Raw genomic sequence first — 26,434 nt, 5'->3', positions numbered from 1 at the left:
CTGGCTGATTTTTTATTCTATGGAGGTGAATTATGAATAAAGTAAAGGTTATGGTAAGTGGTGCATGTGGACGCATGGGCCAAGAAGTTATGAGGGCAGTCCTTAATGACGATGCACTTGAATTAGTAGGCGCCGTGGATGTAAAAAATGCAGGAACAGATGTGGGTACAGTAATTGGAAAAGCTGCGGTTGGTATTAAAATTGGTACTGATCTCGTTGAGGTTATAAAAGCAAGTCATGCTGAAGTCATGGTCGATTTTACCAGTCCCAGTTCTGTTATGAAAAACATTCGCTTGGCTCTGCAGCAAGGCGTATGTCCTATCGTAGGAACAACTGGTCTTTCAACGCAAGATGTTGCAGAAGTAAAAGAATTATGTCAGAAATTACAAGGAAGGGCTTTGATTGCGCCTAATTTTGCCATTGGGGCCATTTTGCTCATGCAAATGTCCGTTCAGGCGGCCAAATATTTACCACATGTTGAAATTATTGAGCTTCATCACGATCAAAAATTGGATGCTCCGTCTGGAACGGCGCTGCGTACAGCTGAATTGATTGCTGAAGTACGTGGTACTCTGCGCCAAGGTCATCCTGATGAAAAAGAAAAGCTACCTGGTAGTCGGGGTGGGAATTTTGCAGGTATTCCTATACATAGTGTGCGTTTACCTGGTTATGTAGCCAACCAAGAAGTGATTTTTGGTGGCTTAGGTCAAACCTTGACGATTCGTCATGATTCCATTTCAAGGGAATCATTTATGCCTGGCGTAACGCTTGCTTGTCGCAAGGCATCCTCTATCCAGGGCCTTATGTGTGGACTGGAAAATCTTTTAGATTAATGCGATTGAACTGATAAACATAAATAAGAAGCATGATTAAATTTTGAGATGTGGAGAGTGACATGATGAAAAAATCCAATGTAGCTATTCTTGGTGCAACAGGCGCAGTGGGACAGGAGTTCTTAACATTAATTGAAGAACGTAAATTTCCTTTTGAGAACTTAAAATTATTAGCATCGAAACGTTCGGCTGGTAAAGAAATCGACTTTATGGGAAAAACTTATACCGTAGAAGAAGCCACAACAGAGTCTTTTAAAGATATTGATATTGCTTTGTTTGCCGGCGGATCAGCCAGTAAAACTTTTGCTCCAGCTGCTGTAAAAGCTGGCGCTGTTGTTATTGATAATTCTAGTGCTTTTCGTATGGACCCGAATGTGCCGCTCATTGTTCCAGAAGTCAATCCTGAAGCTATCGCTGCACATCAAGGTATTATTGCTAATCCGAATTGTTCCACCATTATTATGTTAATGGCCTTAAAACCAATTTATGATAAAGTGAAAATTAAAAGGATTGTTGTTTCGACTTATCAGGCAGTGTCTGGCGCAGGAAAAGAAGGCATCAACGAATTAACAGAACAAACGAAAGCTGTCCTAGAAAATCGCCCTGTCGAAGCGAATATTTTGCCTAGTGCATCACTACCAAAACATTATCAGATTGCTTTTAATATATTGCCTCATATTGATGTATTTGTTGAGGATGATTATACCAAGGAAGAAATGAAGATGGTACATGAAACACATAAGATTCTTAATGACTATACTATAGGGATAACAGCAACAACAGTTCGCGTTCCAGTGTATCGCAGCCATTCTGAATCCATTAATCTTGAACTCTCCGGTCCTCTTTCAGCAGCAGAAGCCAAAGAAGTACTCGCTCAGTTTCCCGGCGTCATTGTGGAAGATAATCCTGCTGAACAAATTTATCCTATGCCGCTCTTTACATCTAATAAGGATGAAGTATTTGTCGGTCGCGTAAGACCTGATAGATCCGTCCAACATGGTCTGAATCTTTGGGTAACAGGTGATCAGATTCGTAAAGGTGCTGCACTTAACGCGCTGCAAATTGCTGAGTATATGATTCAACATCAATTAGTCTGAGGTGTGTGTTCAATGCAGATAATTGTCCAAAAATTTGGTGGTACCTCTGTTGCAACGGAGGAAGTGCGCCAATTAGTTGTCAAGAAAGTCCAGCAAGCCCTAAAAGAGGGGTTTACACCTGTCGTTGTTGTATCAGCTATGGGCCGAAAAGGGGCTCCCTATGCAACAGATACACTTCTTTCATTACTGAAGGAAACGAATGAGCGGACGGAAAAAAAGGAAATTGACTCGTTGCTTTGCTGTGGTGAAATTATTTCGGCTGCTGTTATGGCAGCCACGCTGCAAGGGGCTGGTGTAGCCGCAACCATGCTTACAGGCGGTCAAGCAGGAATTATTACGGACAATCACTTTACAAATGCCCGAATCATTAAGATTGATTCTTCTAAAATTCTCCATTTGCTTCAAGCGGGCCGTGTTCCTGTTGTCTGCGGTTTCCAAGGCGTAACAGTGGATGGTGATTTTACCACGCTTGGCCGGGGTGGCAGTGATACAACAGGAGCAGCTTTAGGAGCAGCTTTAAATGCAGAAGCAGTAGAAATCTATACAGATGTGGACGGTATTATGACGGCTGATCCTCGTATTGTAGAAGATGCACGTATTCTGGACTGTATTAGCTATAGTGAGGTTTGCCAGATGGCTCATCAAGGTGCCAAAGTCATTCATCCGCGTGCCGTAGAAATTGCGATGCAAAAAAATATTCCTCTTATAGTGAAATCAACCTTTAGCGATGCTCCGGGAACCTTGATTACCAGTCCGGCTACAAGTGATAGCGAAGCATCGCTTGTAACAGATCGTATTGCAACAGGTGTGACTTATTTGGAAAAAATCGTGCAAATAGCGCTTCAAGTAGAATCGACTGCTTCGCATCAAACGGCATCACAAGTGTTTCATGCTATGGCTAATAATAATATTAGTGTGGATTTGATTAATGTTCATCCAGGTCAAATTATGTTTACTGTGAACGCGGAAGTAGCATCTCTCGCTGAAGAAAAATTAGTTAAATTAGGTTTTCCTGTGACGCTATTGCCAGACTGTGCCAAGGTTTCTGTTGTGGGCGGTGGCATGCGTGAAGTACCAGGTGTGATGGCAAGCTTTGTTGATGCCTTAACGTGTAGTCATGTGGAAATACTACAAACTGTTGATTCTCATACATCCATATCAGCGCTGATTCATCAAGCAGATGTAAAAACAGCATTGCTTGCTCTTCACGGCCGGTTCGGATTAGCAGATTAACTTTTATTTTGCAACAAATTAGGAGGAGAAAAAAATGAAATCATTTGGTCGGATATTAACTGCCATGGTGACTCCTTTTCATCAAGACGGAACAGTTAACTACGAAGCCGCGGCGAAATTAGCTGAACATCTCATACAAAACGGTTCAGATGGCTTAGTTGTTGCAGGGAGTACAGGCGAGGCAGCTACCATGAATAAAGAAGAAAAACTGGAGCTGTTTCGAGTGATTGTCAAGAAAGTTGGAAATAAAGCTACCATTATTGCAGGAACAGGTTCCAATGATACTCTAGCCTCGGTTGAAATGACTAGAGCAGCTGAAAAAACGGGAGTTCATGGGGTGCTTCTTGTGGGACCTTATTATAATAAACCGCCGCAGGAAGGGTTCTATCAGCATTTTAAAACCATTGCGCAAAGCATATCTTTGCCGGCCGTTATTTATAATGTTCCAGGCCGTACGGCATCCAATATTTTACCTTCGACAATTATTCGTTTGTCTGAAATTGACAATATTGTTGCAGTTAAAGAATCAAGTGGTCAGTTAGAGCAATTTGCTGAAATTATTCGCGGAACATCACCTGATTTTATGGTTTATAGTGGCGATGACTCCTTGACACTTCCCAGCCTTGCCATTGGAGCACAAGGCATTGTAAGTGTTGCCGCTCATGTAGCAGGCAATGCTATGAAACGGATGATTGAGGCCTTTTTGGCTGGAGATATTAAGACAGCGGCAAAGCTCCATTTGGCTCTGTTGCCTGTATTTAAGGGCCTGTTTATTACGACGAATCCGATTCCAGTGAAAACGGCTGTTAATTTGCTTGGTCTTAATGCCGGTCCTTTCCGGTTACCTTTAGTGAATGCTACAGAACAGGAAACGGCAAAAATTCAGGAGGTCCTGCAGCTTATTCCAGCGATTTAATTTCCCGACTTAATTTATTTCGCCTGTCACTTTCGTGACAGGCTTTTGTATTTCCCATTTGGAAACTGCACATAATATTCTTAGGCTTTTATTTATTACTTGTTGCCTTCTCATAAATAGTATATAATGAGGTAGGAAGTAATTGGTTCGGCAGTTGTTGTTTATGCATGAGTGAACGGCTTGTACCGATGAGAGAGCGGACAAAAGTATCGGCAAATATAGAATATTTAAGATTATATTATGTCTACTGCTCGGAAGGCAGTAGCGTGGAGGTGTATATTTTTTTGACTAAAATGCCACAAAAAATTCAGATTATTCCGCTAGGCGGGATGGGAGAAATCGGCAAGAACATGACTGTTATTCGTTATGGTGACGAAATAATTGTCATTGATTCGGGTCTGATGTTTCCGGAAGATGATATGCTTGGGATTGATTTAGTTATCCCGGATATTTCTTATTTAATTGAAAATCAGGATATGGTGAAGGCCATTATCTTGACGCATGGTCATGAGGACCATATTGGCGCTCTTCCTTATGTACTTAAACAACTTAATGTTCCTGTATATGGGACAAAGTTGACATTAGGAATACTTCAGGGTCGCCTAAAAGAAAATAATGTATCCCCTGTTAATTTGAATCCTGTCAAAGCAGGCGATCAAATTCAAGTGGGTGCATTTAAAATTGGCTTTATTCATGTTAGCCACAGCATTGCCGATGCTGTTGCTTTGTCCATTCAAACTCCAATTGGAACTATTGTCCATACAGGTGACTTTAAATTGGATCAAACGCCTATTGACGGTAAGGTTACTGATTTTCACCGCTTTGCCGAGTTAGGTGACCAAGGCGTGCTTGTTATGCTTGCAGATAGTACCAATGCTGAACGTCCTGGTTATACCAAGAGTGAACGCAGTGTAGGGGCATCTTTTGATGATACGTTCCGCAATGCCAAGGGGCGCATTATTATTGCCAGTTTCTCATCCAACATTCATCGTTTGCAGCAGGCCATTGATATGGCTTGTAAATTCAAACGTAAAGTAGCTATTTTAGGTCGCAGTATGGTAAATGTTGTTAGTATTGCTTCAGAGCTTGGCTATATGAATATTCCCGAAGGTATGTTGATTGATATTGATGAAATCAAAAATTATCCTTTGTCCGGTATTGTGATTTTAACAACAGGTAGCCAGGGTGAACCCATGTCCGCTTTGACCCGTATGGCTATGTCTGATCATCGCAAAGTTGAAATCATGCCTGGTGATACGGTCATTATTTCAGCCACACCAATTCCGGGAAATGAAAAACTAGTCTCAAAGACCATTGACTTCTTATTTAAACAAGGTGCAGATGTTGTTTACGGTGCGTCTTCTGGAATTCATGTATCAGGACACGCCAGTCAAGAAGAATTAAAAATGATGCATAATCTTGTTCGACCAAAATATTTCGTACCTGTTCATGGCGAATATCGTCATCTTATTGTTCATGCAAAATTAGCTCAAGACTTGGGTATGCCTAAACAAAATATTTTGGTTGCTGAAAATGGCCAAGTATTAGAATTTAGTCCTGAAAAGGCTGTTATCAATGGAAAGGTTACGGCTGGAAAAGTGCTTGTTGATGGATTGGGTGTTGGTGATGTTGGGAATATTGTCTTGCGTGATCGCAGACAACTATCGCAAGATGGTATCTTAATCGTTGTTGTGACGATGGATAAACAACGCGGCTGTACTGTTGCAGGTCCTGATATTGTATCACGAGGATTTGTCTATGTTAGAGAATCTGAGAAACTTATGGATGAAGCGAAAGATAAGGTACAACTGGCACTTGATAAATGTCAAACAAACGGTATTACTGAGTGGGCGGCTATTAAGTCTAATGTCCGCGACGCATTAGGAAAGTATCTTTATGAACGCACGCGTCGTCGTCCAATGATTTTACCGATCATTATGGAAATATAAGTTCGATTTTTTGTTTATTTTGCTTTAACGAAAAAGTGGCTGCACAAATCGATGTGTAGCCACTTTTTTTGTTAAATATTATCTCCAATAATGAAATAACCAAGTCAGACTAATTTTTGACATTGATTTGATAAGGCAATGAGTGGGGAGGTATGTCTTATACGAGATGTTTAGCGTTAAAAACAATTGATTAAAAGTACACCTGGATTTTAGCCGATAACTGCCTACGTAGACGTATTTGAATGAGAAAGGATTAGAATAATGACTTTCAGGACTAAATACCCCCTTGAATAAATGAGTAGTCAATTATACAATATATATTGTATATTTTTTCATTAAATTATTTTAATTTAAAATGTTGGCAAACTTACTGAAAGGTAAGGACGCAAAACTTCGGGTCTACGTACGATATGTATATGACTGCCAAGTTGCAAAAATGAGAATTCATTGTTTGCAACTTGACAGTCATATTTTTTGTGTAAATATTTGTCATAACTGTAATATTATGTTATCCTGATACTGCGTGTAAGACTTATAGGTTTTGTTTATAAGGCGAGTATTATTTCATCTTTTTCCAATCGGTCGGTAAAATAAAGAAAAGTTAAAGAGAAGATGGTTTTGATAGTATATTTGATCAGGATGGTGAATTATTAAGTGAAAAAGTTTTTTATATTGCTGGTTTCAATGGCAACGATAATTGGTATATCTACAGATGAGTTGAAGGAAAATGTGGCATATGCTTCAAATGAGCTCATGAATATGAGTGAACTTGATAATAATCGTTCTGGTGTGGCTGAATTTGCATATGAAATGGAAAAGATTACGGAAAAGGTAATATCATTTCCAGCCATAAATGTTGAAAATTTTAAAGTTGAATTTTCATATGCTATGGCGCAAGTCACAGCACAAGTAATGCCGATTATACCTGCTGATCAAAGAACTGATTTTGCGTATAAAATGGCAAAAATTACGACTAAAATAAATAGCGACCAAAATTTAGATATCGAGAAAGCCAAAGCTGAATTTGCATATGAAATAGCGCAACTTACAACAAAAATCATAACTAATGGAGATATAAGCACTCCTGCTAACAGGCCATTACTTAAAGTGGGTGTTAATGATAATGATTCCAAAACAGCATTGCTTCGGAATAATGCCGACATTGAGAAAAAAGTACCAGTTAAGGTGAACGATACCAACACGGATCAAAGAGATATTGATAATAAGACTTACACGGGACTTATAGACGAATTGATGCATGTGGGTGACCGTAGCAAGCATGTGGACAATAAAGTCAAGGTAGACGGTGAAGTTCGTTATCATTATGCATTTAACAGAGGTTCCAATCGATGGGATAAGGATTCATCCGGAATTCGAACTTACCTTGGTTTTGGCACGAATATTAATGAGGATTGGCGTGTCAATGGTATGATGGACATTGAGAAGAGTTTTGTGAATTATAATAATAAATTCGAGCTTTCACGTATAAATGTTGTAGGAAAATTAAGCTCATCAATACTTACTGCAGGTTCTTTTGGATATCTTATGGCAGAAGGAAATATTTATGATAGCGGTTTTAAAGGTGCAAAAGTTGATTTTGGAAAACCAGTAAAATATACGTTGAGTTATGGAAAAACTGATTATACGAAAAAACTATCCATAGCAACTGTACGGTATGATGATTTTGATTATAATCTGGAAGCTAGTATTTATCATTATCAGCTGGATAATGGAGTCTACAATCAAAACACAATTCGGACTCTTGGTGGAAACTACAACTTCAGTAATTTCGGCATAGGGGCCATGTATTTGGGTTCCAATCTGAAAGATAGCAAAGGTGAGAGTAATGGCTACGTGTTTAGTCTTAACTATGGTGATCTAAAAACATATAGACCGGGTACATATAACATTTTTATAAAATATTATAATCAACCGCTAGGTACTTATATTGAACATGGAATGAATGGCATAGGCAATTTGGGTTTGATGCAAGGATTTAAGGGTTACGGAGTAGGGACTCACTACACATTTGCAAACAATTTGGTTGGAGGGTTGGAATATTACAACTTAACAGATAAAGTATCAGGGGAAAGAGGGAAAACCTGGTGGAGTGAACTAACACATTATTTTTAATAAGAAAATGGGTGAGATAAAATGCAAATGGAAATATTTGAAAGAGTACAGACGAAGAAAGATTTTTTAGCCGTTGTAGGCCTTGGATATGTAGGTTTGCCTATTGCTGTTGCGTTTGCGGAGAAAGTCAAAACGCTGGGATTTGACATTAATCAAGAAAAAATTAATGTTTATAAAAAGGGTATTGATCCCACCCATGAAGTCGGGGACAAAAAAATTCAAAGTACAACATTGGAATTTACTACCGATCCAACAAGGTTAAAAGAAGCTAGCGTTATCATTGTTGCTGTTCCAACGCCTGTTAATGGAGATAAAACACCAGATTTAGCACCTGTTGTTAATGCCAGTAAAGTCGTAGGACAAAATTTATCGAAAGACAGTATTGTTATCTTTGAATCTACTGTGTACCCGGGAGTTACAGAAGATGTTTGTGTACCTATATTGGAGAATGAATCAAGATTGGTATGTGGGAAAGATTTCAAAGTTGGTTATTCGCCGGAAAGAATTAATCCCGGGGATAAAATGCATAAGCTTGAAAACATTCGGAAAATCGTTTCGGGTATGGACAAAGAAACAGTGGAAAACATTGCGGCTGTCTACGAGTTGATTATTCACGCGGGTGTTTATAAAGTACCGAGCATTAAAGTGGCGGAAGCGGCAAAATTGGTTGAAAATGCCCAAAGAGATATTAATATTGCCTTTATGAATGAATTGGCCATGGTTTTTGATCGAATGGGAATCAATACAAAAGATGTTGTAGATGCCATGAATACCAAATGGAATGCTTTAGGATTCTATCCGGGATTGGTAGGCGGACATTGCATTGGTGTCGATCCGTATTATTTTATTTATCAAGCGGAGATGTTGGGTTATCACTCGCAGATTATTGCTGCCGGGAGAAAAATCAATGACAATATGGGGATTTTTGTCGCTGATATGGTGATAAAAAAATTGATTCAATCCGATAAAAATGTTAAAAAGTCCAACATTTATATTATGGGAATCACTTTCAAAGAAAATTGCCCCGATATGCGCAATTCAAAAGCCGTGGACGTTTGTAAACACCTTGCGACATATGGAATTAAAGTAAAGGTGGTAGATCCGGTCGTCGATCAAATGGAATTAAAAAGAGAATTCGATACGGAACTTGTAGATATAAAAGATGTCAAGAATGCGGATTGTTTGGTGTTTTTAGTAGCACATCGACAATTTGAAGAGTTACGACTGACGGATGTGAACAGTATGTTCAAAAAGCAAACAAAACATGTTATTGTTGATATCAAGAATATATTTGAACAGGAAACCATAGAGAAAAAGGGTTACTCCTACTGGAGTCTTTAATCATAAGAGGTGATATACGTGAAAAACAAGAAAATTGTATTATCACTGGTTCTGCTTATATGTATTTGTCTAACTGGGGTGCTTTTATTGAAAGACTTCTTTACGACGCAGACAGGTGGCAACCATCGTAATATTACCGATGCGGAAAGTTTCTATAATGCCGATGCGGAAATTATACAAGCTTTAGGGCAGATGAAAAACAGTCAAGAGAAGGCAACGGTCATTACACATAGTAATAGTGGTCAGCGTGTGATTGCTTTAACTTTTGATGGATTAACAGATCGTACTATCGTACAACAGATTTTGGACTTATTGAAAAAATATCATGCTAAGGCGACATTTTTTGTGGATGGAGTACAGACTGCTGAAGATCCACAAATCGTTGTAAATATTAAAAACGCAGGACAACAAGTAGAAAACTATACACTTTCAGGCATGGTTAAAATGGAAAATCTACCAATGGATAGATTGGTTAAAGATTTTTGTCGTGCGCAAAAAATTGTCCAAGTGACTACTGATAAAGGACCGAATCTTTTAAAATGTAATGATACAAACTATACGGATCAATTGCTTCAAGCGGCGAAAGCCTGTGGTTTTAAGAGCGTTGTAAAAAGTGATGCTTTTTTAAATGTGAAGCAAATAAATTCGCTTCATGTAGCAGCGGACAATTTTGTAGGCAATATTAGACCGGGAAGTATTATTTCCGTTAAACTAAAAACGAATATCGAACCGATTATAAATGAACAGGGAAAAACAGATTTAAAACCAGCAATAGACAAACAGCCTGGGTTAAAAGAATTGCCTAAACAGGAAGATTTGGGAGAAAAAGAGATTGTCGATGCAGTAGAAAAACTTTTAATTGCGCTTGAGAAGGCAAATTATACTACCGTTTATGTGGAAAATTTTTCGAAAAACAATATAACCCAGGAACTAATGAAAACTACCTTAAACGATGTTAAAGAGGTTAACGACTCTTCTTTTCTAGTAAACGCAGCTTCTCTCGTAAAAGAACAAATTAAGTCTTTATTTAGTTGCCGCACAGCTTATGCAGCAGAGAATATAGATAGCAATGCACAAGAAATCAAAACCATTTTAACCACGGAGTCAGCGCTTTCATATACATTTGGAGGATTATCGAATGAAGGAGTAGTGAACGACGTACTTGAAAGATTAAATCGTCTGGGTATTAAAGCAACGTTCTTTGTGACGGAAACAGAGATGAAAAAATATCCAGAAACAGTACGGAAAATCATTGAAAATGGGCACGAAATTGGTATTGCTATAAGGCCGAAAAATGAGGAAACCTTCGATAAAATTCGTGAAAATATTACGCGTTGTCGCAAGATGCTTGAAGAGCAGTTTGGTGTGACAACGAACTTGATAAAACAGCCATCGGGTATTGTAGCAGATACAACAAAAGAAGCTGTTTCAACGTTGAAATGTAAATTGATTGGTCAATCTATGAATGTTGTACAAACTAAACATAAAGATTATACTTCCGCCGATCAGGTACTATCGGAAATTTTTCGCAAATCCATGATTTCTTTAGCTCGCGGACAAATTTTATATTTTAGAATGGATTATTATACGAATGACCAATTGGTTGGCAATTTGATGGAAATAATCAAACAACGCAAAGTGGATAACATTGCCTATGCAAAATCTTATGATAATCCTGCAAGCAATCCGGCCAATGATTCACAGTATATGATTAAGCCGGTAGGAGAAATCCTTAATAATACCAAATTTATTTATCAATATCCGGTAGATCTGAAAAATGTTCCGGTACGCTTAAGAAATGATGGGGCTGAGTTAAATATTGATCAACATAATTTCCTGTCAGAAGCTTCTAAACGCTATATTGGGAACAAGGATGTTACTTATGAAGATCGTATGCTTGGTTTCTCGAAGATGGAGATTCGTCGCCTCGATAAGAGCGGATTCATACATACGGAAGACAATGTCATTTTCCTTACCTTTGACGACTGGGGGACAGATGCGGCCATCAATAAATTACTATATGTTCTGCGTAAGCATAATGTAAAGGCGACATTTTTTGTTCTCACGAACAATGTATTAAATAACCCCAATCTGCTCCGCGCTATTGCCATGGCAGGTCATGATATCGGAGATCATTCCGACAAACATAAACCCATGGTAATTCGTGATGAGAAAACAGGCAAGCAAGTTGAAACGCAGGGCAAAGAGGAATATGTCAGGGAACTTGCCACATCCTATCAAAAATTACGAGCTGTTACAGGCGATGTAATCATAGACGGTAAACCTGCTTTGACTCGGTTCTTCCGCCCGCCAACTTTGGCAATTAGTAAGATGGGCTTGGAATCGTTGTTTGAAACGGGTTATGAATATATTATTTGCGGTTCGTGCAGCACAGGAGATTATGATGCCAAAAATGTTTCTCAACTTTTAAAAACAATTGAAGACGGAGTATATACCCAAAATGGCGAAGTAAGAAAAGGTGCTATGTTAGTCTGTCATATGTCAGATAATGCTACATACACGGCAATGGCTTTAGATATATTATTGACTGCAAATGAAGCCAAAGCGGATTCTGATCCTTCCAAGTTTAAAGTTGGTAGGTTATCAGATTATTTACCAGATGGCTATTCTCAAATGGAACAGAAAAAATCATTGCAATTAAACAGCCATGATAAAGTTTAAAAGTAGTGAAAACGTAAATCTATGGTGAAATGATAAGCGTGATTGATTATATGCTGTTAAAGTAAGCAGCATTGAAATGGCAGGGAAGTGGATTGTGAATAAGTTATTTCAGCAAGAAATAAAAGAAGAAGAGGATATTTTACTTGTTGCCAAACCTGACCGTCGGCTGCTTTCAAAGGTACCTGACAAAGAAGGAGTGCGTACGAATGTAGACAGACGTCAAGTAAAGGGCAATGCGGATTTGAACGATATCTCAAATCTTATAAAAAATGAAAAAATGGGCAGACGTTATTTGGTCAATTATGATGTTTCAATCCAATATGTTACTTCCGATAAAAATGTAAAATGTATCGGAAAAGGTGTTGATATATCGACTACAGGTATGTTACTGGAAGTGTCACCGGAAGTTGCTCAAGATTTGAGTCAGGCATCGAAAATCAAGTTGAAGTTTGCCATCGCACCCGGCACTATGCCGGAAGGATATGAAATGAAAGTCAAGATGGGAGCTAAATATATTCGCTCTGATAATATCGCAGACGGGAAAGCGCTATGTGGAATAGTATTTTTAGAACCGCTGGCACAGTATGCAACAAAGAAAAAGGATCGGTATATGTTGCCGGTAGCCGCATTTTTCTTGTTCTTTATTACTGCCTGCATTCTTCTAATGAGGACGGAAAGTGTACTATATTTTAAATTTAATAAAGTTTTGTATATGTATAGTATTATCGCGGCTACCTTTTTGCTTACCAGATATCTGTTCGGCACTTTTTATCGCCCCGTTCCAATCGACAACGACTTTACACCAGGTGTTACGATTATTGTTCCTTGTTTCAATGAGGAACAATGGATACAAAAAACGATTGCAGGCTGTGTTAATCAGGATTATCCAATCGATAAACTAGAAGTGATTGTCGTAGATGATTGCTCTAACGACCAATCTTTTGAAAAAATTAAAGAGATAGTAGAAGAACTGAAAATCAAAGAAAATCGCTATGATATTGAAAACAGGCTTCGTTATGTTCGCCAAGAAAAGAACGCAGGCAAGCGAGAAGCGTTGGCAAAAGGAGCTTTAATGGCACAGCATGAATTGGTTGTGTTTGTTGACTCGGACAGCTTTTTAGACCCCTTCGCTATTCGTAATATCGTTCAGCCGTTTAAAGATACAAAAATGGGTGGTGTTTCTGGTAGAACTGATGTTGCCAATACTTATACCAATGCACTGACGAAAATGCAGGCTGTAAGATATTTTATCGCCTTTCGTATCATGAAAGCGGCCGAAAGCTATTTTGATGCAGTTACCTGTTTATCCGGTCCTCTCTCTTGTTATAAGAAAGAATTGGTTGTTAAATATCTGGAAGCGTGGCTGAACCAAAGATTTTGGGGAAGGAAAGCTACATTTGGTGATGATCGCAGCATGACCAATTTCATATTAAGAGAAAATCGTACTGTTTATCAAGATACTGCAATATGTAATACGATTGTACCGAATACATATAAAATTTTTTTAAAACAGCAGATGCGTTGGAAACGTTCGTGGCTTAGAGAATCGCTAGTTGCAGCTAGATTTATGTGGAAAAAAGAGCCGTTTATGGCATTATCTTTTTATATGGGCGTGCTTGTGCCGCTCTTGGCGCCTGTTATCGTTCTTTATAATATGATTTATATTCCGCTTGCGCACCGAGTATTTCCGTTTACCTTTATCATGGGTATTTGTTTAATGGCATTGCTCATGAGTATGACGCAATTGTTTCTTAGAAAAAGTTCAACATGGATTTTCGGTCTATGGTTTTGCTTATACTATGAAGCCGTACTTTTATGGCAAATGCCGATTGCTTGGTTTACTTTTTGGAAAACTACCTGGGGAACACGTATGACTCCGGCGGATATTGCGGAACTGTTAGCAAAGAATCATGGAAAGCAAAAGAGGGCATAGGATGATGACGATATCGAGTGAAGAATTCACTACCCGAAAAGACCGGAAAAAAATGATACGTGTAGTGATACAACTTATGATTATCCTTGTAGTGATTGTGATCGGTATTTTCGCATTATTTACCCTAAAAACATATGAAGTTTTTAATCAACAAAATACAAAATTTTCAGGGGATAAGGGATTTGTTGCTCTTGCTTATTTTGGTGTAGACAGAGTAGGCAATCAAAATTTAATCGGAGTGGATCGTTTGCGTGAACAGTTACAGTCGCTAAAAAAGTTAGGCTATGTAACTATTGCACAACAAGACGTTTTAGATTATTATCAATCAGGAAAAGTCTTGCCTGAAAAATCATTGTTTTTGATTTTTGAAGACGGCAGGAGAGATACGGCTATTTTTTCACAGAAAATTTTGGAAGACTTGAATTTTAAAGCAACCATGTTGACTTATCCAGAAAAATTTGAAAAAAAAGACCCGAAATTTTTAATGCCCGAGGAACTAATGGATCTTGAAAAAACGTCTTTTTGGGAAATGGGTACGAATGGATATCGACTGGCGTTTATTAACGTGTTTGATCGATACGATAATTATTTGGGAGAACTAAATCCATTGGAACGTGCTAGCGTTGCGCCGTACTTAGGACGTAAATACAATCACTATTTGATGGATTATATTCGTGACGAATATGGTGTTCCCAAAGAGAGCTATGTGAAGATGAAAGAACGTATCGCTTATGATTATGAAGCTCTGCGAGATAGTTATACCCAGTCTATTGGGTATGTACCTGGAATGTATATATTAATGCACTCCAATACAGGAAGTTTTGGCAATAATGATCGAGTAAGTGCCATAAATGAATATTGGATTAAAGAATTGTTTAAAATGAACTTCAATAGGGAAGGTTTTTCCTTCAATCAGAGAAATAGCAGTATTTATGACTTAACAAGGATGCAGCCACAGGCGTATTGGTCTACTAATCATTTGCTGATGCGTATAAAATATGATATCAATCAAGATTTGGAGTTTATCAAAGGTGATTTAAACAAATACAAATTATGGGAAATGCTTAAAGGAGCACTAGAAATTCAAGGGGAGACGATGATTTTGACCTCTTTACCAAAAGATAAGGGGCTATTGCGTTTAAAGAACAGCAATGATTTTGAAGATATGAAACTTTCCGTAAGATTAAAGGGGAATAAACTGGGTTTGCAGAAAATATATCTCAGAGCAGATGAAAGTCTAAACAGATTCTTGTCTGTATATATTCTTAACAATGTTCTATATGTTACGGAAAAAACGGGCGATGCCGAAAAAGAATTGTTTCAGTTAAACTTAGATCAGCATGACGGTAAAGAAATTCTATCCATCCCCGAAGATAAAAAAGCAGCTGAAAAGCGAGAATTAGAAACTTTCATAAAATATGCCGATTCTGTTGAAAAAGCCAAGATTTATGCGGAACAATTAAAGGACAAAAATCTGGAAAATGTCCCCAACGTGGCAGATGGCGCAGAGGAATATGTACCTGATCTCAGTGTTCAGGCAAAAGGTGATCGGTTGTTATCATTGTCGCTCAAGGGAGATAAGATTAGCATTCTGGTAGATGGCAGAGAGGCTATAAAAGGTTTATCCGTATCTGATACGAAAGCGGGTTCTGTTTATCTTGAAACGGCCTGGGGCGGTTATGGTTGGAGTCAAAGAAATTTGGCTGATGATGTATATGATGGCGTATTTGAAAAATTAATTATTACTGAAAACACGGGAGCAGAAAAGGAAAAGATCTTATTTGACAGTAGGATGCAAGGATTTGATGCTGTTGAATCTAAAGCGAAGCAGTTATGGGAAGCCCTCATTAATTGGTCTGTTGTGAACTTATAATCAAGAGGAGGAATTAAGTGAATAGCATATTTTGTAAAATTTTTAGAGTGGCTATATTGGCATCTTTGTTTTTTATTTTGACAGGCTGTAATTATGATAGCCAAGTTGCTGTCAACGCAGTCCCAAAAGAACCAACCAAAATATCGGCATGGTTAGCATATTGGGATTTAGATGCCGGCGAAAAAGATTTAAAAAAAATGGGAAATCAATTGGATCAACTTTCTTATTTTGGCGCATATTTTGATAAAAATGATAACTTCTTTATACCAAAAGAACTTAGCGATAAAAGAAGTGAACTAAAAAAGAGAAAAGAAAAGTATGAAACGTATCTTACTTTTGTCAATGACAAGCAAAATTTTGACGGATCGGTTGTGCTGAAAGATATAGAAGTTCTTCGCCGATTATTTTCCGATGATGCGTCAATGGAGAAACATATTGACGAAATCATTGCATTGACTTTGCAGGGCGGATATGATGGCATTGAAATTGATTATGAAAGAATATGGACAGACGAAAAAATCGGTCAGCCTTTCTTGAGATTTGCTGATAAACTTTATGTAAAAGCACTGAAAAATAATTTAAAATTAAGGCTTGTATTGGAACCGAGTACGCCGTTTTCTTCCACTGGCTTTTTCCAAGGACCGGAATATGTAGTCATGTTCTATAACCTTTACGGATTGCATAGCGCTCCAGGACCGAAGGCCAATAAGGAATTTATCCAAAAAACATTCAATCGAATGAAAGTCTTACCTGGTGAAAAATCGGTAGCATTTTCAACAGGTGGCTGTGTTTGGGGCGACAACGGTGAAAAAAGATTTTTGACGGAAGTGGAAGCAAAAACTCTTGCAGTGACCTATGGTGTTGAAACAAAAAGGGATGAAGAAAGCCAGTGTGCAGTTTTTGATTATCAAGATAAGGGCATATCCTATCAAGTCTGGTATGCTGATGTGAAAACGTTAAATTACTGGATAGCTATAGCTAAAGAACAAGGCGTAAATAACATCAGCCTATGGCGTTTTGGCGGAAATGTGGATATTAACAAAATAAAATAAGAGAATTGTAGAGACACGCAGTGTGCTGAAACATTATATTTAGCTAGCGAAAAGGAATAGATTGAATAGTTAATTCAAATTGATTAGTAAAGAAATGCTTTAATATCCAATATGTGGTTAATTAGGGCATTTCTTATTTTATATTTTTTCCCTCAGATGTAAGCTTCGGTATGAAACTGATTGTACTGACAATACTAAGCTTGAAATGATTTGATAAACATGGAGGGAAAGAAATGTTTAAAAATGATAACCCTGTTGTGCCATCACCGCTCGAGCCTCATGAGCATCCAACGGAAGAACCAAAATCAACGCGGACCAAAAAATCGGCGGTAAATGAGAATATACAAGATTTAGGTACAACAGAAGTTCCCACAGCCAAAAGTAATTTGCATGTTATGACCATTATCGGTCAAATTGAAGGCCATATGGTATTGCCGCCGCAAAATAAAACGACGAAATATGAACATGTCATGCCACAACTGGTTGCCATTGAACAAAATCCGGAGATTGAGGGACTTATGCTGTTATTAAATACCGTTGGCGGTGATGTTGAAGCAGGGCTGGCAATCGCTGAGATGGTTGCTAGCATGTCTAAACCTTCTGTATCCATTGTTTTGGGTGGGGGACACAGTATTGGCGTTCCCATTGCTGTATCGGCAACTTATTCGTTCATTGTTGAAAGTGCAACAATGACCATTCATCCCATTCGTTTAACAGGCATGGTGATTGGCGCCCAGAGTTCTTTTGATTACTTGGAAAAAATGCAAGATCGTGTCAACCGGTTTGTTGTGAGTCATTCCCAGATGGATGAGTCAAAATGGAAAGAAATGCTTTATAAAATGGGTGAACTGTCGCGGGATATCGGCACATCTGTAGGTGGTAAAGACGCTGTGAAATATGGTTTGATTAATGCTGTAGGGGGGATTTCTGAGGCCATGTCCAAGCTTCAGGAATTGATTCAAGCGAACAAAGACAGCAAGGGACTGAAACAATGATCTTGTGGACAGTCATGCCGTTAGATGTCGTCTTTCCTCCTACAGAAACCACCCTTTCCTACGAAGAAATTGAGGTCGATGGTACTAAACTGATAGTAGAGCGTCTGTCAGTAACTGAAGCAAAGGTGATTCGAGTTATTTCTAGCAATCCAGCTGATTTTTTGAATCCAAATTATCAGCCTGGAACCCGTTTGACTTATTCGATTGTTCATTCGGCGCTCTCCTAACAAGGGAGTGCTTTTTTTCTATTAGTACTGTCCAATAGTATAATAAAGGATTTTAAGGTAGGGCGTAGAAATTTATTTTTAGAGGTGGTCTTGTTGTTTAAGGTGTTTTCCGAGCTTACTCCAGAGGTAAAATATGAACTGTTAGGAATTGGGCTCATTACTATTGGAATTATTTCATTTATAAGCTTATTCGGGATGAGTACGGGAGCTGTTGGTGGACTGATTGCGAAAATCTTACGGTATGCATTTGGTATAGGCGCTTCTGTTGTTTTATTAGTCGTTAGCGCTCTTGGGGCCAAGTATATTTGGACGCGTAAGCCTCATGATTATGAAGTAAAATATGTAGGCTTTATGATACTTTTTATCGCTTGTCTGGCCTTATATCATCACGTAGTGATTCCTGTTAATCAGGAAATTTTACCTGAACGGCTAGTACAAGGTGGAGGATTTGTTGGTGGTTTTGTTTTATTTGAATTACGGAAATTATTTGGCTATTATGGCACACTTGTATTGCTGTTAGCTATTGTTCTTGCTTCCATTATTATTGCAACAAAATGGTCTATTGCCAACACGCTTGTGGCAGCGAAAGACAAAGCAAATGATGGTCTAGTGAGTGCGCGAGAGGCCATCGCAAGTACAGCGGAAGATTTAAATCAGTGGCAACAAGAGAAAACGGCTGCATTATTTTATGATCAAGAAACAGATGAGCCTACTCCTCCTACAAAATCATATACAGACAATTTTCAGATGCCTGAACCGTTTGAAATACAGTCTGAACCAGACATCCCAAGTGTAACTGCTGTAAAGACAAAAATAGATATGACGCAACCATTGCCTGTTATTACTACAGGATCGCCCGAAACTTATCATTTGCCTCCCCTGACGATGTTAAAAAAGTCACTTAAGACAAAGTCTGGAAAAATCAGCAAAGAAATTGTTGAAAATGCTCATATTTTAGAAGGAACATTAGATAGTTTTGGCGTTAGTGCTAAAATCATTCAGACCTGTCAGGGTCCGGCAGTGACGCGGTATGAATTAGAACCTGCGCCAGGTGTGAAGGTGAGTCGCATTGTCAATTTGGCTGATGATATTGCCTTAAAATTGGCAGCTCCTGGTGTACGTATTGAAGCACCTATTCCAGGTAAGGCGGCTATTGGTATTGAAGTTCCGAATAAAAATGTATCAAGTGTTCCTCATCGCGATGTGCTGGAAACAGAACAATTTCAACAGGCTTCATCGAAATTAAGTGTTGCCCTTGGTAAGGATATTGCGGGTCAAACGATTATTGCGGATCTTGCGAAAATGCCCCATCTTTTAATTGCGGGGGCTACAGGATCAGGCAAAAGTGTTTGTATTAATACCCTTATTACAAGTATTTTATTTAAAGCACGTCCTGATGAGGCCAAATTTATCCTCATTGATCCAAAAGTTGTGGAATTGTCTAACTATAATGGTGTTCCTCATTTATTGACTCCTGTTGTGACAGATGCGAAAAAGGCTGCTGCTGCATTGCGCTGGGCCGTTCATGAAATGGAACGCCGCTATGCATTATTTGCTGATACAGGTGTTCGTGATATTCGTCGCTATAATGAAGTGACACAAGAGGAACATCTGCCGCTAATCGTTGTCATTATTGATGAATTAGCGGATTTGATGATGGTAGCTCCTGTCGATGTAGAAGATGCCGTTTGCCGCTTGGCGCAAATGGCTCGCGCCGCCGGGCTTCATCTTGTACTTGCCACACAGCGGCCATCTGTGGATGTCATTACAGGCATTATTAAAGCCAATATTCCTTCACGTATATCCTTTGCTGTTTCCTCGCAAATTGATTCACGTACGATTCTTGATATGGCAGGAGCAGAAAAGTTATTAGGAAAAGGGGATATGCTGTTTTATCCTGTTGGAGCTGCTAAGCCGCTTCGTGTACAAGGATCATTTATTTCTGATGACGAAGTAGAAGAATTAGTGACTTTCGTGAGTGCGCAAGCACAGCCGGAATATACGGAAGGCGTTACAAAGGTGGAAGAAAGTCATGTGAAAGCGGCTCCTGATACTCAAACGGATGAACTGTTAAAAGATGCGGTCTTTTTAGTCATGGAAACGGGGCAGGCTTCGGCTTCTATGTTGCAGCGTAAGTTTCGCGTTGGCTATTCACGGGCTGGGCGGTTAATTGATGCCATGGAAGAAATGAAAATTATCGGTCCGAGCATGGGAAGCAAACCGCGTGAGGTGATTATGACCTCTGCTGAAGTAGCGGAAAAATATTTTAATGAAAACTAATTTTGCTTGTCTTGCTATTTTCTGTTATGCTATAAAAGGTCGGCTGATGAGGCTATTAAATTTTTTTTGATGGCTGGTGTGTCGGAATGCGTATTTTTTAGTATTCTAGTGCTTCAGTAGAACGATAGATACAAAATCGTTAAGAAATGCAAAAAACCAACTGAACATGATGCAATAATGAGCATTGAAGAATGAAGGAGGTTATAACGATGGAAACAGTTGGGCAAATACTACGTGCTGAACGAGAAAAGAAAAATTTATCAGTTAAAGATGTGGAGCACGCCACAAGTATTCGTGCACTTTATATTACTTCGATTGAGGCAGATGACTATAAAGTTATTCCTGGTGAAGTATATCTTAAAGGATTTATTCGTAACTATGCAAATTTTTTGGGCTTAAACAGTGCCGAATTAGTGGATCTTTATCGCGAATCACAGGCGGAAGCAGCACCTGAAGCGGTTGTGACTCCTCAACCATCTGTTGTCGATGAACGTCCAAAAATCAACTTGCTAAGTATGATATCACCAAAATTAGCAGCAACAGCCATTATTCTCGTTGCTGTCATTGGCATTGGATTTTGGGCATATGGCGGACAGCAAAGTCCTAGTGTGCCGCAAAAAGTACAGCCTCCAGCCGAACAGGCTCAGCAAGTGCCGGAAGCCCCGGCTGTTCCTGTCAAACCCGCTAATACCAAGCCTGTTTATGTTCAGGCAAAATTTAGTGAAGAATGTTGGACACAGGTGACAGCGGATGGAAAGAGAATCTATGAAGGCACACCAAAAAAAGATGAATCTTTTACATGGGAAGCCCAGGAAACTTTAGCTATTAAAGCGGGTAATGCCGGTGCTATGGATGTTACATGGAATGGGCAACCCCAGGGCAAACTAGGGAAAAAGGGAGACGTTGTGACGAAAACATTCACACCGCAAGGTTCTAAATGATAGGAGCAGATAATGATAAATTCTTTTATACCCGTAAGTAAGGAAGATATGAATAATAGAGGCTGGGATCAACTGGATTTTTTATTTGTTAGTGGCGACGCTTATGTTGATCATCCCAGTTTTGGGCCAGCCATTCTTTGCAGACTCCTCGAAAGTAAAGGGTATAAAATAGGACTTATTGCACAACCAGATTGGCATTCTACAACTGACTTTTTAAAACTTGGCAAGCCACGGTTAGGTGTTTTTATTTCTGCGGGCAATTTAGATTCTATGCTGAATAAATTTACGGCAGCTAAACGTTTTCGTAGCAGCGATAATTATTCACCGGGTGGTAAAGCGGGATTGCGTCCCGAACGAGCTAGTCTAGTCTATTGTACGCGGGTGAGGGAAGCCTTTAAAAATATCCCGATTATTCTAGGGGGTATTGAAGCGAGTCTGCGTCGATTTGCTCACTATGACTACTGGTCGAATCGTGTACGACGTTCTATTATGATTGACAGTCGCGCAGATCTTGTTGTCTATGGGATGGGTGAAAAGCAGGTTGTAGAAATCGCGGAGCAGCTTGCTTATGGACTGGATGTTTCAGAAATTCATTCTGTTCATGGTACGTGTTATGCTGTACGTTCGCTTGATGAACTATGGGATTATACGTTACTACCAAGTTTTGATCAAGTTTCAACAAATAAAGCTGATTTTGCCGCTGCCTTTAAAATTCAATATGAAGAGCAAGATCCCATTCGTGGGAAAACGCTTGTACAGCAGCATGGTCCCGTTTATGTTGTACAAAATCCACCTGCTGCTTCACTATCAACAGCCGAGATGGATGCAATCTATGATCTTCCTTATACAAGAACCTATCATCCCAGTTATGAAAGATGGGGTGGTGTGCCAGCTCTTAATGAAGTGAAATTTTCTCTTGTAAGTCATCGTGGTTGTTTTGGGAGCTGTTCTTTTTGCGCCATTGTATCGCATCAGGGAAGGATTATTCAGTCGCGTAGCAAGGAATCACTGCTCAAAGAGGCTAAAGCCATTACAGAACTCCCGGACTTCAAGGGCTATATTCATGATGTCGGTGGTCCTACAGCTAATTTTCGATTGCCCGCCTGTTCTCATCAGGTAGAACGGGGAACATGTAAGGGAAAACAATGTCTTTTTCCCGCGCCTTGCAGTGAATTACGCACCTCGCATGATGCGTACTTGGAATTGCTTCGCGAGCTGCGATCACTACCGAAAGTCAAAAAAGTATTTATTCGGTCAGGCATCAGGTATGATTATCTGCTTGCTTCTCAGGAAAAAGAATTTTTGTATGAACTTTGTCAGTACCATGTGAGTGGTCAGTTAAAGGTGGCTCCTGAGCATGTTTCACCAAAAGTGACTGGGCTTATGGGCAAGCCAGGTAAAGGTGTCTATTTAGCTTTTAAAAATGCTTTCGATCAAATGAATCGTTCCATTGGCAAGGAACAATATTTGGTGCCTTATTTTATGTCTAGCCATCCTGGCTCAGGACTAAAAGAAGCTATTGAATTAGCTGAATTCTTGCGTGATACGCGCTGTCAACCGGAACAGGTGCAGGATTTTATTCCCACGCCAGGCAGTCTGTCGACATGTATGTACTACACAGGTCTTAATCCCTTAACAGGTGAAGAAATTTATGTTGCCACAAATCCTCATGAAAAAAGACTACAGCGTGCATTGCTGCAGTACCGTGATCCTAAAAACTATAGTCTTGTGTATGAAGCTTTAGAAAAGGCCGGACGTACGGATTTGATCGGGTTTGGGCCTAATTGTTTTATTCGGCCTCGCCGTGGTAGCGCTCAATCAGGTGCGCGGACATTTGATAAACAACAGAGTTCGGAAAAGCTGCCTGAGTCCATAGAAAAACGAAATAGCTTTCCTAAAAAAGAGAATAAGGGAAAGTTCAACAAAAAGAAGAATGCTCGTAAACTCCAAAAACGACGAATTAGATAAAAAAGAACAGGCATTATGCCTGTTCTTTTGGCTTCAAATAAAGAGCTTTCGAAGATTTTTTCATTAGATATGTAATGATGAGACTATGTGTGACAAGAGTTAATATTCCCAGCAATGGGTTGACACATAATAGCGTAAATAATCCGAGTAATACAGCGATGGATGAAATGATAATTTCACTTATCCAGGCCCATTTTTGTTGACGGTACAAGCCGTAGGCTGGTATTGCATACAGCACTATTCCGAATAGAGACGGAATTATTTCTGAACTGCTGCTTGTATAGACGCCATGAATGAGCTCAAATAAATTTCCCGTAGCGACAAGCAATAAATATCCAATGAGAATAAGTAAACCTGCAGGAAGATGCACAATAAGCGCTCCTTATATTCAGATAATTAATTTTATTCCATTGTAACACATCGACCTTGTGAAAAAAATAGAGCTGGGTGGATAGCACTTTAATTTTCTAATCAAGCAACTTTTACTTGCATGTCCTAGTAAGAAAGTTTATAGTATATGTTGGTACCATGTAGTGTTCACTTTTTATGGTATTTGAGTGAGATAACGGAGGAATTTAAATGCGCCGCTATATGCCGCTTATGTTTTTGTCGTTTTTCTTGGTGTTCTTAGCTATTATCGGCACGGATCTTATGGGGCATGCTGGAGAACAAACACCTGAAAACATTAAATCTGTCGTACTTTATACGAATTTACCTGTTGAACAAGTTTCATTGTTTGCTGAGGAATATGAGAATGTCGGGAAAATCCATGTTAGCATTATCCCGCTTTCTGATCAGGATTTATTGACGCGATTACAAACTGAAAGTAATGGTCCCCAGGCTGATTTGGTGCTTGCGACAACTGCCGTTCTGGACCAAGCCAAGGCAAATCATCTTTTGGCGCCAGTAACTTCTGAACAAACGGACATGGTACCTGATAGATTTAAAGATAAAGATAACTTATGGATTGGAACGTGGTATGATCCGATTGTTTTTGCTGTAAACAGGGATTTTGCCAAGAAACTTTCCCAGCCAATTGCTAAATGGGCTGATTTGACGAAGGACAATAATAAGTTTCGTATTGGCATGACTGATTTTCTTGCGTCAGAGGCGTCAGCTAATTTGCTTTATACCTTGCAGGCTGTAGAAGGCGAAACAGCGACACTCGCGTTTTTTAAAAAAATGCATCCGCAAATTGTCCAATATGCTAAATTTTTGGCCACACCTGTTCGTATGGCAGGTATGGGTGAAGTGGATATTGCTGTAGCCGTACAAAGCGAGAGTATTCGTTATCTTAATGATGGGTTCCCCATTAGCATTGTTTATCCAGAAGAAGGAACGGCCTTTTCGCTGACAGGTATTGCCCTTGTTGCGCATGCTCCTCATGCCAGCGATGCATTACCTTTTATTGATTGGTTATTACAAGATGATGCGCAGAATTTATTGCAAAACCATAAATTCTATTTCATTCCTACTCATCCAGACACAAAAATAGCAAAATTCTATGAAACGAAGCATATTAAACTTTTCGACAGTCAGCCACTTACGGTGATGCAACAGCATGAATTAATGGATAAGTGGATTCAATCTGTCCGTTTAAGTCCTCGCTCGTTTTAGGAGGGAACCATCTGTGTTAAAAGCTGGTATTATCAGTTTAGGCTGTGCAAAAAATCTTGTTGATACAGAAGTCATGCTTGGAATTTTAACAGAAAATCATGTCAAAATCGTTCAAGAGCCAGCCGAAGCGGATATTTTGATCGTAAATACCTGTGGATTTATTGATTCCGCTAAGGAAGAATCAATTACAACCATATTATCTATGGCTGATTTTAAAAAGAATGGTCACTGTCGCGGATTAATTGTTGCAGGTTGTCTTGGGCAACGCTATAAACAGGAATTGCTTAATGAACTACCGGAAATTGATGCGATTGTTGGTACAGGATCGTGGCATCGTATTATGGAAGCTGTCAATGCGGTGCTCACTGGGCAGCGCTTATTGCTTGCTGATGACAACGTAACGATTTATGATCATGAGACACCGCGTATTACGACAACGCCTTTTTACAGTGCCTATGTGAAAATAGCGGATGGTTGTGATAATTGTTGTGCCTATTGTGCTATTCCTGCGATTCGAGGCCGGTTTCGTAGTCGCCCTATTGAATCAATTGTCGAAGAAGTGAAACGTCTTGTTAAGCGGGGCACGAAGGAAATTATTCTTATTGCCCAGGATACGACCAATTATGGTAGTGATTTATATGGTAAACCTGAGCTTACAGAACTTCTCAGGGAACTTGTTAAGATTCATGACTTAGGCTGGATCCGTCTGCTTTATTGTTATCCAACTAATTTTGGTGATGATTTAATTGCCCTTATGGCGAGTGAATCCAAAATTCTCAATTATGTTGATCTACCGCTTCAACATGCTCATAATGACATTTTGAAAGCGATGAATAGAAAAGATACGCGCGAGCAAACAGAAATATTGCTGCATAAACTGCGTCAGGCAATGCCTGATGTTGTTGTTCGTACTTCGCTAATCGTCGGCTTTCCTGGGGAGACAGAGGAACAATTTGAATCTTTATTACAATTTGTCCAAGAGCAACAATTTCAAAATGTGGGTGTCTTTACTTATTCGCAGGAAGAGGGTACACGAGCGGCTAAGATGGGCAACCAAATTGATGAAACTGTCAAAGAAGAACGATATCATCGGCTCATGGCTCTCCAAAGTAAGATTAGTGAGTCTCTCAATTTAAAAAGTGAGGGCAAAGTGATTGATGTCCTTATTGAAGGGATTACTGAAGACAATCCACCCGTTATTTTTGGCCGCTCTTATCGAGAAGCACCGGAAGTTGACGGTCGGGTTTATGTTGAGAATGCGAAAGATGCTCAGCCTGGCGATATGATTCGAACGAGAATTATACAAGGATTTACCTATGATATACTGACTGAAAAAGTTGAATACTAAATGTAATTTCGTAACG

General features: G+C 39.2%; 19 protein-coding genes and 1 riboswitch. Of the genes, 18 read left to right on the top strand and 1 reads right to left on the bottom strand.

The genetic code is table 11. From position 1 onward, the window contains the following. Window positions 1–32 precede the first annotated feature (32 nt). From dapB to Ga0466249_RS14820, 16 genes are all read left to right on the top strand, one after another. Window positions 33–833, top strand: coding sequence for a 4-hydroxy-tetrahydrodipicolinate reductase (gene dapB / locus Ga0466249_RS14895; protein ID WP_215830261.1), 801 nt, complete (start codon window positions 33–35; stop codon window positions 831–833). 65 nt (window positions 834–898) lie between these two features. Then, entirely contained in the window at window positions 899–1,930 is a 1,032-nt protein-coding gene (locus Ga0466249_RS14890; protein ID WP_215830344.1) for an aspartate-semialdehyde dehydrogenase, read from the top strand. 12 nt (window positions 1,931–1,942) lie between these two features. After that, the gene (gene dapG / locus Ga0466249_RS14885) at window positions 1,943–3,163 is read left to right on the top strand and encodes an aspartate kinase (protein WP_215830260.1); all 1,221 of its coding nucleotides are present in this window, start codon (window positions 1,943–1,945) and stop codon (window positions 3,161–3,163) included. A gap of 34 nt (window positions 3,164–3,197) precedes the next feature. Further along, window positions 3,198–4,079: a 4-hydroxy-tetrahydrodipicolinate synthase gene (gene dapA / locus Ga0466249_RS14880; RefSeq protein ID WP_215830259.1), complete on the top strand. Its 882-nt coding sequence runs from the start codon at window positions 3,198–3,200 to the stop codon at window positions 4,077–4,079. 284 nt (window positions 4,080–4,363) lie between these two features. Further along, a complete protein-coding gene (locus Ga0466249_RS14875; protein ID WP_281422652.1) occupies window positions 4,364–6,028 on the top strand; it encodes a ribonuclease J in 1,665 nt (554 codons plus the stop codon). 350 nt (window positions 6,029–6,378) lie between these two features. Further along, a riboswitch (cyclic di-GMP riboswitch) is annotated at window positions 6,379–6,464 on the top strand. 218 nt (window positions 6,465–6,682) lie between these two features. After that, entirely contained in the window at window positions 6,683–8,161 is a 1,479-nt protein-coding gene (locus tag Ga0466249_RS14870; protein WP_215830258.1) for an S-layer protein, read from the top strand. A 27-nt stretch (window positions 8,162–8,188) separates the two neighbouring features. After that, window positions 8,189–9,502 (top strand): nucleotide sugar dehydrogenase, encoded by a 1,314-nt coding sequence (locus Ga0466249_RS14865; protein ID WP_215830342.1) that lies wholly within the window; start codon window positions 8,189–8,191, stop codon window positions 9,500–9,502. Between the two features lie 18 nt (window positions 9,503–9,520). Continuing rightward, complete coding sequence (locus Ga0466249_RS14860; RefSeq protein WP_215830257.1) at window positions 9,521–12,184, top strand: polysaccharide deacetylase family protein; 2,664 nt, start codon at window positions 9,521–9,523, stop codon at window positions 12,182–12,184. A 76-nt stretch (window positions 12,185–12,260) separates the two neighbouring features. Beyond that, window positions 12,261–14,117, top strand: a complete 1,857-nt coding sequence (locus Ga0466249_RS14855; RefSeq protein ID WP_215830256.1) for a glycosyltransferase family 2 protein — start codon at window positions 12,261–12,263, stop codon at window positions 14,115–14,117. 1 nt (window position 14,118) lies between these two features. After that, on the top strand, window positions 14,119–15,990 hold the full coding sequence (locus tag Ga0466249_RS14850; RefSeq protein ID WP_215830255.1) for a polysaccharide deacetylase family protein: 1,872 nt from the start codon (window positions 14,119–14,121) through the stop codon (window positions 15,988–15,990). A gap of 65 nt (window positions 15,991–16,055) precedes the next feature. Then, window positions 16,056–17,042, top strand: coding sequence for a glycoside hydrolase family 18 protein (locus Ga0466249_RS14845; protein WP_246588756.1), 987 nt, complete (start codon window positions 16,056–16,058; stop codon window positions 17,040–17,042). A 233-nt stretch (window positions 17,043–17,275) separates the two neighbouring features. Continuing rightward, window positions 17,276–18,037, top strand: a complete 762-nt coding sequence (locus Ga0466249_RS14840; protein WP_215830253.1) for a ClpP family protease — start codon at window positions 17,276–17,278, stop codon at window positions 18,035–18,037. Next, on the top strand, window positions 18,034–18,264 hold the full coding sequence (locus Ga0466249_RS14835) for a YlzJ-like family protein (protein WP_215830252.1): 231 nt from the start codon (window positions 18,034–18,036) through the stop codon (window positions 18,262–18,264). Before Ga0466249_RS14840 ends, Ga0466249_RS14835 begins: the two co-directional genes overlap by 4 nt. Before the next feature lie 93 nt (window positions 18,265–18,357). Then, on the top strand, window positions 18,358–20,544 hold the full coding sequence (locus tag Ga0466249_RS14830; protein ID WP_246588755.1) for a DNA translocase FtsK: 2,187 nt from the start codon (window positions 18,358–18,360) through the stop codon (window positions 20,542–20,544). A gap of 209 nt (window positions 20,545–20,753) precedes the next feature. Then, on the top strand, window positions 20,754–21,485 hold the full coding sequence (locus Ga0466249_RS14825; protein ID WP_215830251.1) for a helix-turn-helix domain-containing protein: 732 nt from the start codon (window positions 20,754–20,756) through the stop codon (window positions 21,483–21,485). Between the two features lie 12 nt (window positions 21,486–21,497). Next, the gene (locus Ga0466249_RS14820; protein ID WP_215830250.1) at window positions 21,498–23,453 is read left to right on the top strand and encodes a YgiQ family radical SAM protein; all 1,956 of its coding nucleotides are present in this window, start codon (window positions 21,498–21,500) and stop codon (window positions 23,451–23,453) included. Between the two features lie 13 nt (window positions 23,454–23,466). Here Ga0466249_RS14820 and Ga0466249_RS14815 read toward each other — a convergent pair whose 3' ends face one another. Beyond that, window positions 23,467–23,823, bottom strand: coding sequence for a hypothetical protein (locus Ga0466249_RS14815; RefSeq protein ID WP_215830249.1), 357 nt, complete (start codon window positions 23,821–23,823; stop codon window positions 23,467–23,469). Between the two features lie 209 nt (window positions 23,824–24,032). On the opposite strand from Ga0466249_RS14815, the gene Ga0466249_RS14810 reads away from it, so the two are divergent. Both Ga0466249_RS14810 and rimO read left to right on the top strand, forming a co-directional pair. After that, window positions 24,033–25,070 (top strand): ABC transporter substrate-binding protein, encoded by a 1,038-nt coding sequence (locus Ga0466249_RS14810; protein WP_215830248.1) that lies wholly within the window; start codon window positions 24,033–24,035, stop codon window positions 25,068–25,070. A gap of 13 nt (window positions 25,071–25,083) precedes the next feature. Next, window positions 25,084–26,418, top strand: coding sequence for a 30S ribosomal protein S12 methylthiotransferase RimO (gene rimO, locus Ga0466249_RS14805; protein ID WP_215830247.1), 1,335 nt, complete (start codon window positions 25,084–25,086; stop codon window positions 26,416–26,418). The last annotated feature ends 16 nt before the right edge of the window (window positions 26,419–26,434 follow it).

It is taken from the genome of Pelorhabdus rhamnosifermentans, from assembly GCF_018835585.1.
GTDB classification, from domain to species: Bacteria; Bacillota; Negativicutes; order UMGS1260; family UMGS1260; genus Pelorhabdus; species Pelorhabdus rhamnosifermentans.
This window is presented reverse-complemented; position numbering and strand designations above follow the sequence as displayed.